This is a genomic window from Streptomyces thermoalcalitolerans, assembly GCF_039525155.1.
GTDB classification, from domain to species: domain Bacteria; phylum Actinomycetota; class Actinomycetes; order Streptomycetales; family Streptomycetaceae; genus Streptomyces; species Streptomyces thermovulgaris.
In genome coordinates, this window is sequence record NZ_BAAAHG010000100.1 from 1 (window position 1) to 8,330 (window position 8,330).

Consider the following 8,330-nt stretch of genomic DNA (forward strand, 5'->3'; position numbering starts at 1 on the left):
GAACGGGGGGGGGGGGGGGGGGGGGGGGGGGGGGCGGGCCGGTGCCGGCCGCACGGGCGGGCACGACCGCGCCGGCACCGGCCGAGCCGGCGGGCGCGGTCCACGTTCCGGTGAGGCCGGCGGCCGGGTCCGCGGGGGTGGTGCGCGGTGCGGTTCCGATCGCCTTGGGGCCGGTGGTCATGCCGCGTGTCCAGGACGGCAGGCGGGCCTCGCGCCCGGCCGGCCGCAGGGCGGCCACTGCGAGCGTGCGGGCGTGCGCGGTGCGGCCCTCGATGAGGCGGCGGTACAGCTCATGGGCGTCCTGCGGCCGGTGCTCGGGGAGTTTGGCGAGCAGGTCGAGGATGATCCGCTCCAGGTACGCGGGAAGTTCGGCGCGGTGACGGCGCGGCGGCTCGGGCGGGGTGTCGCGGTGGCCGATCAGGATCGCCCAGGCGTCGTCGTGGTCGAACGGCGGTGCGCCGGTGGCGATCTCGTACAGCACGCAGCCCAGTGAGTACAGGTCGCTGCGCTGGTCGACCTCGGCTCCGCCGATCTGCTCGGGCGACATGTAGTGCGGGGTGCCCAGGGCGATGCCGGTGCCGGTCAGCCGGGTGGTGAAGCCGATGTCGTGGCCGAGCCGGGCGATGCCGAAGTCGCAGATCTTCACCGTGCCGTCGGTCAGGCGCACGATGTTCGCCGGTTTCAGATCGCGGTGCACCACGCCCTGCCGGTGGGTGTAGGCAAGGGCGGCGGCGACCTGTTCGGCGATCTCGACGATGTCCGGGACGGCCAGCGGCCGGTGCCCGTTGTCGTCCAGCAGCCGGCTGAGGTCGCGGCCGTCCAGTAACTCCATGACGAGATACGGCACGCCGTCGAACTCGCCGAAGTCGTGGACGACGGTCACCCCTCGGTGCTGCAGCGCGGCGGCCACCCGGGCCTCGCGCCGGAAGCGCTCGCGCAGCACCCGGGCACCGGAGGAGTCGTGGTGCGGGCCGAGCGGTCTGAGGCACTTCACGGCGACCTGACGGCCCAGTGACTCGTCCCGCGCCCGCCACACCTCGCCCATGCCGCCCCGCCCGATCGGGTCGAGCAGCCGGTAACGGCCCTGAATCAGCCTGGTCTCCGACATCTCGCGCCGCTGCCCCCGTCGCCGTGTGCCCGTCCTCCCGGACCGTGTCGGCAAGCCGCCCCGGTGTCGGCCCGATCCGCCGGAAGGCCCCGTCCAGTATGGCGTGCTATCGCCCGGCTTTGTACGGTGCGGGACGTGTCCCGGGGCCGAGCCTGGCCATCGCGTGGAGGATGTTTTTCGGCGGGAGCTGCCAGCGCAGACGTGCGGGGATGCAGCGCAGCAGGGTACCGGTGAGACGCAGCCGGCGGGTGACGGTGGCGGGTGCGGGGGCCGGCCTGCCGTACAGCTCATGGGCGTACGGCGGCAGACAGGCGTACGCCAGCCGTGCCACGCGCCGCCACAGCAACTCCCGCGCCGGGACGAGCAGCGGGTGTACCGGTGGCCGGAGCAGGAAGGCGTCGACCTCCCGTGCGTCGGCTCCGGCGGCCAGTTCGGGGCGCACCGTGTCGAAGTAGGCCGCGAGTTCCGCCCGGTCGGCGGGCACGGTGGCCGGGTCCAGGCCCACCAGGCGGGCGCTTGTGCGCTGTTCGGCGATGTAGCGGTCGGCCTGGGCGTCGGTGAGCGGGAAGCCGGAGCGGCGCAGCACGTGCAGATAGGAGTCGATCTCCGCGCAGTGCACCCACAGCAGCAGTTCGGGGGCGTCGAGCCGGTAGCGCTCCCCCGTCTCCGGGTCGGTCGCCCGGAGCATGCTGTGGATCCTCCGCACCCGGGCACCGGCCTTCTCGGCGGCCTCGGTCGTCCCGTACGTCGTCGTCCCGACGAAGCGGGCCGTGCGCAGCAGCCGGCCCCAGGCGTCGCGCCGGAAGTCGGAGTTCTCCATCACGCCGCGCACCGCACGCGGATGGAGGGCCTGTAAGTACAGCGCCCGGATGCCGGCGATCCACATCATCGGGTCGCCGTGCATGTTCCATGTCACGGACCATGGACCGAACAACCCGGGATCGCTCATGCCTCCCAGGCTCCCATGTCCCCGCGTCCGTGCGTCAGCCCAGGGTCGCCATGAAGTCCGAGCAGGCGCGGGCCGCCGCCCGGCAGGCCTCGGCGGTCCGCTCGGCGCCCGGGTGCCGGTCGAAGACGTGCGCGCACTCCAGGCAGGCGGCCCGGCACCACTCCAGCTGGACACGGATGGCGGCCTCGTTCTGGCTGTTCTGCTCGGACAGCATCCGGCAGGTGGCGTCGCAGACCTCCGCGCACACGATGCCCTTGCGCCGCAGGAGCTCCTGCTCCTCGCCTCCGCCGGGCTCCACCAGGCTCGCGCGCAGCGCGCACGCCCGGGCACACTCCGTGCACGCCTGGGCGCAGGTGAAGCGGTCCTCCAGGAACCGGATGAGTTCCTGCCGTTGCGAAGTCGTCGAAGAAGTCGTGGTCACACCGCGCGGGTAGCCGGAACCCCCGGCCGTCAAACGCGGTGATAGCAGGGGGTTGCGGCCGTTTTCCACCGTCTCGGCCGGGCACTCGTGCGGCCCGGAGGCGAGGGGACACGAACGAGCCGCCGAACCGCCGAGGCGCCGGGACGACAAGACGCCGGGACAGCGAGACGGCGAAGACCACGAGACACGCGGGATACGTGGGATACGCGGGATACGGACGAGATACGGAGGTGGATCCGTGCCCGGACGAGAGGAACTGCCGTCGACGCTGAGGCGTTCCCCCGAGGACGCCCAGCGCACCTGGATCAAGGCCCACGACTCCGCGGTGGAGCAGTACGGCGAGGGTGAGCGGGCGCACCGGGTGGCGTACAGCGCGCTCAAGCACACGTACGAGAAGGTCGGCGATCACTGGGAGCGCAAGGAGGGCGGACGCAGGGGCCCGTCGGATCCGCGGTCGGCCCGGCCCTGTGGACAGGGCGGGCGCAGCGGCGAGGGCGTCGACGAGAGCGCCTCCAAGGAGCATCTGTACGGCGTGGCCAGGCGTCTCGGTGTCGAGGGGCGCTCGAAGATGTCCAAGGGGGAGCTGCTGGACGCGATCCGCGAGGAGAACCGTTCGAGGACCCGGCAGGCACGCTCCGGGTGAGCGGAGTGACCGGAGTGAGCGGGGTCACGGCGGGGCCGTGGCCGCCGCGGAGCCCGGCGTCCCCGCCGCGCGCTCCTGGTGTCCGCCGTCGTGGGGCCGCGGGCCCCGGGCCGGTCGCTCTCCCGCCTCGTTCCCGCGCGTCGTCGGGGTGCGTCCGGCGGGCGGGGTCGCGATGATGGGTCTGCGCGGTCGCGCCGGTCACCTGCGGCCCGGAGAGGAGACGCCGTCGCCATGTCACGTCCGACTCCGTCCCGTCCGGCGCCGTGCGACGCCGCCGCCGGTCACGGAAACGGGCGCTCACGGCGGCTGCGTTGAGCGAGCGGGGGGCCGAGCGCCCGACGACGCACCCCGGATGGGCCGCTGAGCTCTACCGGCGCGGCAAACAGCTGGAGCTCATGCACCGGGCGGTGGGGTTCGCCACGCTCGCCCTGATCACCCTGGCGCCGCTGCTGATCGTGGTGGCCGCGCTCGACCCCCTGTACCACTCCGGGTTCGCGCTGTGGCTGGTGGACGGCATGGACCTGTCCGGCCAGTCCGCCCGGGTGCTCACGGAGGTCTTCAACCCGCCGCCCAGGGTGGCCGCCTCCACCAGTGTGTGGGGGCTGGTGCTGCTCGTCGTCTTCGGCGTCTCCTTCGCGTCGAGCGTGCAGAACGCCTACGAGCGGATCTGGCGGCTGCCCTCCGGCCCCTGGCACCGGATCTGGCGCCAGGTCGTCTGGCTGATCATGCTGATGGTGTACCTGTATGTGCAGGTGCTCACCCGCACCGTGCTCGCCGGGACGCACCGGATGCTGTTGAGCGTGGGCATCGGCGTGCTGTTCTTCTGGTGGGGTCCGCACTTCTTCCTCGGCCACCAGGTGCGCTGGCGGCTGCTGTTCCCCGGGGCCGTCGCCACCATGGCGGGCCTGGTGGGCCTGCGGGTCTTCTCGGACCTGGTGTTCACTCCGCTGATCGTGACCAACGCGGTCAGCTACGGCGCCATCGGCACCATCCTGGTGGTGGAGTCCTGGCTGATCGGCGTGGGATTCGTCGTCTATGGCGGCGCACTGGTCGGCCATCTGTTCTGCGACCGGATGGGGCATCTGCTGCAGCACAAGGAGGCCGACGAGACATGAGCCCGCGCCGGCGGGGTGCCGCGGAAAGCCGAGGATCGAGCGCTCACGGGACCACGGGGCACAGGACCGGACCGTAACCGCCGGGGAGGCGTACGCGTGAGCGGCTGTCACACGGCCGAGGACTGGGCCGTACGGGAGGTCACCCGGGCACGCACCGCTTCGACGGCCTCCCACTGCTCGGTGCTCAGGCAGGCCAGCGCGGCGGGGAAGACGCCGTCCTGTTCCTTGAGGATGTGCTCCCGCAGGAGTGCGAGTGCCTCGAGGAAGCGGGCGGGCCATGCGGGGTCCGCCGGGACACCGGCGTCCGCCTCGGCGAGCACCCGGTCGACACGGCGGTGCTCCGCCTCCAGTGCGGCGATCTTCTCGGGGAACTCCGGGGCGAGGGCGGGGAACAGGCCGTGCTCCTCCACCTCGGTGTGCGGGCCGAGCACCGCGGAGATCTGCCGGGCCAGATCCGCCATGCGGGTGATGTCACCGTCCTGGTGGGCCTGTCGCACCCGGCCGACGAGGTTCACCAGGGTCTCGTGCTCACGGGTCAGCTCGTCGATCGAGGCCAGGCTCTGGCAGCCGCAGTATTCGCACATCGGTGTGTTCTCCTCCCGTCGGTGCGGTCCCGCCGGTCCGGTCGGCCGGTGTGTTCCGGCCGATGTGGTTGATGTGGTTGATGTGGTTCCGAGGTGCGGTTCCGGGTCGTGGTCTCAGGCGATGTCGAGGACCTCACGGACCGGACGGCGGGGGCTGGCGATGCCGCCGGGGCCGTAGCCGAGGCGCAGCACCATCTGCACATGGCCGCTGCCCGACACCGGGTCGCGGGCCAGCAGGCGCAGGTCCGGGCTCTCCAGCGGGTGCGAGGTCAGGGAGGTGGCAAGACCGGCCGAGGTCGCCTCCAGCAGGACCCGTTCCAGGGCCTGGCCGGCGCGCAGCCAGTCGGCCGGTGTGTCGCCGCGGGTGCTCAGCAGGGCCAGTTGCGGATCGTGCTCGAAGTCCTCGGCGTCGCGTCCGGCCACCGGCCGGCGGCCGGCGAAGTCGCGCTGCGGGGCCCTTCCGTCGCGGCGGTGGGGTCCGAAGGCGTACTCGGGGACGCCGTCGGTGGCGACGTCGGCCTCCGGTCCGAGCCGGACCCAGCGGATCAGGTCCTCCCTGCTGACGGGGTCCAGGGTTTCCCGGCCCTCCGCGTCGCGGACCAGCTCCAGTACGGTCTCGGTGTGCCAGCGCCCGGGAAAGAGCAGCTCGGCCCCCTCCCGGGCCGCCGCCGCCCGCAGTGCGGCGCGGACGTCCTCGGGGATCTCCCGCTCGGAGAACGGATGGCGGCTGGTGTGCCGCTTGGAGACCGCCGGGTGCAGCCGTCGCAGGTCGTCGTCGTTCGTCGCGGGTTCCACCAGGTGCACCGCGGCGAGCAGCAGCGGGTCCGCCGGATCGGGCAGCAGCCCGGCCTCGGGGGTGAAACCGGCGTGCACGGCGGCAACCCGCAGATTGAACAGCGCCGCTCCGCATCCGATGTGCAGGGCCCGGTGGCCGGGGTCGGTCCGGTGCATGGCCCGCCGGAGGTCGGCGTACAGCAGGAGCAGGTCCTCGTCCGGCAGGAGGCGGAACCTCCAGGGCTGGGCGTTGTGCATGGACGGGGCGGCCGTGGCCTCGGCGACCAGTGCGGTCACCGTCCTGCTGTCGAGCTGTCGCGTGGCCATCGCAACCTCCTCGGGCCGGATGCCCTGCGGCCGCCGGAATTCCGCCGCCTCCGTGGTCCAGTCAACCCCTGGAGGGCCCTCGCCGCATGAGCCGACCGGCCCGGATCGGAGCCGGACAGGGGGCCTTCCGGCCCATTCGTTCCGCCTCCGGGTGATCTGCCGCCCCGGCGCACAAACCCGCGTCAGGTGTGAGGGATCACCGCGACCGGCGGTGTCGCGTGGCGCAGCACCGTGTCGGTGACCGGTCCGATGTGCGTGCCGAGCGTGCCCTGCCGGACCGTCCGCCCGACGACCAGCAGCACGGCGTCCCTGGAGGCGTCGACCAGATGGGTGCCGGCCTGGCCGATCACGGCCTGGGCGGTCACCGGCACGCCGGGGAACTTCTCCTGCCAGGGGCGGAGCACGTCGTCGAGCGGAGCGGTCACGGACTCCGTCTCCGCGAGGCCGAGGCCGTCGGCGGGCTCGTCCGCCGAGCCGCGGCCGTGAACGACGCGCAGGGCGGTGCCGCGCCGTGCGGCGGCCTCGAAGGCGAACACGAGTACGGTGTCGTCGGGGCTGTCCAGGTCCACGCCGACGACCACGACGCCGCCGGTGTTCCTGCCCGTCACCGGCTTCTGGACGCCGTCCTCCGGCTTTTCGGTGTCGGTGGCGCGGACCAGTACGACCGGCCCCTCCGCCCGTGCCACCACCGCCCGGGCCACGGAGCCGAGCAGGAAACCGGCGGTCCTGCCCAGCCCGTGCGAGCCGAGCACCAGCATCTCGCCGTCCGCCCCGGCGGCCGCCAGAGCCGTCGCGGGGTCCCCGGGGAGACGGTCGGTGATGACCTCGAGCCCGGGGTGGCGGCGCGACAGATGGACCCGGGCGTCGGTGAGCAGACGCGCGGACCTCTTGGGGTCCGACGGGACGGTCACGCCCGCGAGGGGCGCATAGGGCACGATCGGCTGTTCCCAGGCATGTACCAGCCGCAGCGGCACCTGACGCAGCAGGGCCTCGTGGGCGGCCCAGTCGGCCGCGGCACAAGCGGCACGGCTGCCGTCGAAGCCGACGACGACGGGACGAACGGGAATGGTCGACATGGTGGGCGGTCTCCTTGCGGTGGATACCTCCACTGTCGCCGTCGACACCTCGCCGCAGGAGGGTCCAAGGTCCCTGGAGGGGAAGCCGATCGACCGCCCGGTGCTCTCCGCCGGAGATTTCCGGCGCTCTCAGGGCTCACAGGGGATCACAGGGGGCCGGGAAGCCCGGGAAACCCGGGGAAACCCGGGGAAACCCGGGGGAGCGAGGAGCGGCGTCCGATGCGTGGGGGCCGCGTCCGGGGGAGCCGGAAGCCCCCTGTGTGAAGCTGCCCCGGCGTGAAGCGGTTCCGGGGAGGGCAGGCCGGATGGCGCGGCGCGGCGGGGCGCCGCGGAAGTCCGTCCGGGTGCCTCAGGGCTGCTCGTCGGCCAGATCGGGTTCGAGCAGGGGGCGGCGGGGCGGTCCCGCGAGGGCGCTGTGGACGTCCACCACACCCTCGACGGAGCGCGCCAGGCGCAGGGCGAGCGGTGTCAGGGAGGCGTCCTGGACGCGTCCGCTGAGGGTGACGACGCCCTCGTGCACGGTCACGCGTATCGACTCCGACAGACCCGGAAGCCGGGCATCGCGCAGCCGGCGGCGGACCTCCTCGGCAAGGTCCTCGTCGCTGCGCAGGAAGACCTTGAGCAGGTCGGAGCGGCTGACGATGCCGGTGAGCACGCCGTCGTCGTCGACGACCGGCAGGCGCTTGACGTCTCGCTGGGCCATGAGGCGGGCCGCCCGGCCCAGGCCGGCGTCGGGGTGGACGGTGACGGCCGGGGCGGTCATCAGCTCCCCGGCGGTCGCGGCCTCCGCCTTGGCCTCGTCCGCCGGGCGTTGCGTCCGGCCGGGCCGGCCGGGCTCGTCGGCGCGGAACTCCTCCTTGCGCAGCAGGTCGGCCTCCGAGACGACGCCGATCACCCGGCCGCTGTCGTCCAGCACGGGCATCGCGCTGACGTCCCACCGTTTCATCGTCCGCACGATCTCCTTGAACGACGCACCACTGGTCAGGGCGACGACGGTACGGGTCATCACGTCACCGACGGTGTACGGGGAATCCTTCATGACGCCCTCCGGTGGGTCCGGTCGAAGGCTCGGAAGAGCGGGAAGAGCCAGAAGAGTCAGAAAAGTCGGAAAAGCCGGGAGGGCCAAAGGGCCGGAGGAAAGAGCCGGAAGGGCGGGAGGAGGTGGGAGGAAGCGGGAAGAAGCAGGGAACGAAGGAGCAGGGAGAAGGGTCCGGAAGAGTCGGAGGAGTCAGAGAAGGGCGTCGAGGCCGTAGAGGCTGCGGCCGCCGACCAGCTCACGCCCCGTGATCAGCTCCGGCTCCACCCGCACGAACACCTCCCGCGGCCAGGGCAC

General features: G+C 72.9%; 9 protein-coding genes and 1 pseudogene. 2 read left to right on the forward strand and 8 right to left on the reverse strand.

Annotated features, from left to right (window positions below; all coding sequences use genetic code 11):
* From ABD224_RS28530 to ABD224_RS28540, 3 genes are all read right to left on the reverse strand, one after another.
* On the reverse strand, positions 1 to 1,108 hold a 1,108-nt coding region (locus ABD224_RS28530; RefSeq protein ID WP_344055090.1), incomplete at its 3' end, for a serine/threonine-protein kinase.
* A gap of 106 nt (positions 1,109 to 1,214) precedes the next feature.
* The gene (locus ABD224_RS28535) at positions 1,215 to 2,057 is read right to left on the reverse strand and encodes an oxygenase MpaB family protein (protein WP_344055092.1); all 843 of its coding nucleotides are present in this window, start codon (positions 2,055 to 2,057) and stop codon (positions 1,215 to 1,217) included.
* A 34-nt stretch (positions 2,058 to 2,091) separates the two neighbouring features.
* Complete coding sequence (locus tag ABD224_RS28540; RefSeq protein ID WP_344055094.1) at positions 2,092 to 2,478, reverse strand: four-helix bundle copper-binding protein; 387 nt, start codon at positions 2,476 to 2,478, stop codon at positions 2,092 to 2,094.
* A 238-nt stretch (positions 2,479 to 2,716) separates the two neighbouring features.
* Between ABD224_RS28540 and ABD224_RS28545 the strand changes: the two genes are divergently transcribed.
* Positions 2,717 to 3,121, forward strand: coding sequence for a ChaB family protein (locus ABD224_RS28545; protein ID WP_344055096.1), 405 nt, complete (start codon positions 2,717 to 2,719; stop codon positions 3,119 to 3,121).
* Between the two features lie 311 nt (positions 3,122 to 3,432).
* Entirely contained in the window at positions 3,433 to 4,236 is an 804-nt protein-coding gene (locus ABD224_RS28550) for a ribonuclease BN (RefSeq protein ID WP_344055098.1), read from the forward strand.
* A 107-nt stretch (positions 4,237 to 4,343) separates the two neighbouring features.
* Here the strand turns inward: ABD224_RS28550 and ABD224_RS28555 are convergent, their stop codons facing one another.
* The 5 genes and pseudogenes from ABD224_RS28555 to ABD224_RS28575 form a co-directional block, all read right to left on the reverse strand.
* Positions 4,344 to 4,820 carry a hemerythrin domain-containing protein gene (locus ABD224_RS28555; RefSeq protein WP_344055100.1) on the reverse strand — a complete coding sequence of 159 codons (477 nt, stop codon included), beginning with the start codon at positions 4,818 to 4,820 and terminating at the stop codon, positions 4,344 to 4,346.
* A gap of 114 nt (positions 4,821 to 4,934) precedes the next feature.
* A complete protein-coding gene (locus ABD224_RS28560) occupies positions 4,935 to 5,921 on the reverse strand; it encodes an Acg family FMN-binding oxidoreductase (protein WP_344055102.1) in 987 nt (328 codons plus the stop codon).
* 182 nt (positions 5,922 to 6,103) lie between these two features.
* Complete coding sequence (locus tag ABD224_RS28565) at positions 6,104 to 6,997, reverse strand: universal stress protein (protein WP_344055104.1); 894 nt, start codon at positions 6,995 to 6,997, stop codon at positions 6,104 to 6,106.
* Between the two features lie 349 nt (positions 6,998 to 7,346).
* The gene (locus tag ABD224_RS28570; protein WP_344055106.1) at positions 7,347 to 8,036 is read right to left on the reverse strand and encodes a CBS domain-containing protein; all 690 of its coding nucleotides are present in this window, start codon (positions 8,034 to 8,036) and stop codon (positions 7,347 to 7,349) included.
* Positions 8,037 to 8,225: 189 nt separating this feature from the next.
* Positions 8,226 to 8,330 (reverse strand): annotated as a pseudogene (locus tag ABD224_RS28575) (pyridoxamine 5'-phosphate oxidase family protein); the annotation flags it as partial.

Coding starts and splice junctions, on each gene's coding strand:
- ABD224_RS28535 (WP_344055092.1), bottom strand. CDS start 2,057: ATGAGCGATCCCGGGTTGTTCGGTCCATGGTCCGTGACATGGAACATG.
- ABD224_RS28555 (WP_344055100.1), bottom strand. CDS start 4,820: ATGTGCGAATACTGCGGCTGCCAGAGCCTGGCCTCGATCGACGAGCTG.
- ABD224_RS28560 (WP_344055102.1), bottom strand. CDS start 5,921: ATGGCCACGCGACAGCTCGACAGCAGGACGGTGACCGCACTGGTCGCC.
- ABD224_RS28565 (WP_344055104.1), bottom strand. CDS start 6,997: ATGTCGACCATTCCCGTTCGTCCCGTCGTCGTCGGCTTCGACGGCAGC.
- ABD224_RS28570 (WP_344055106.1), bottom strand. CDS start 8,036: ATGAAGGATTCCCCGTACACCGTCGGTGACGTGATGACCCGTACCGTC.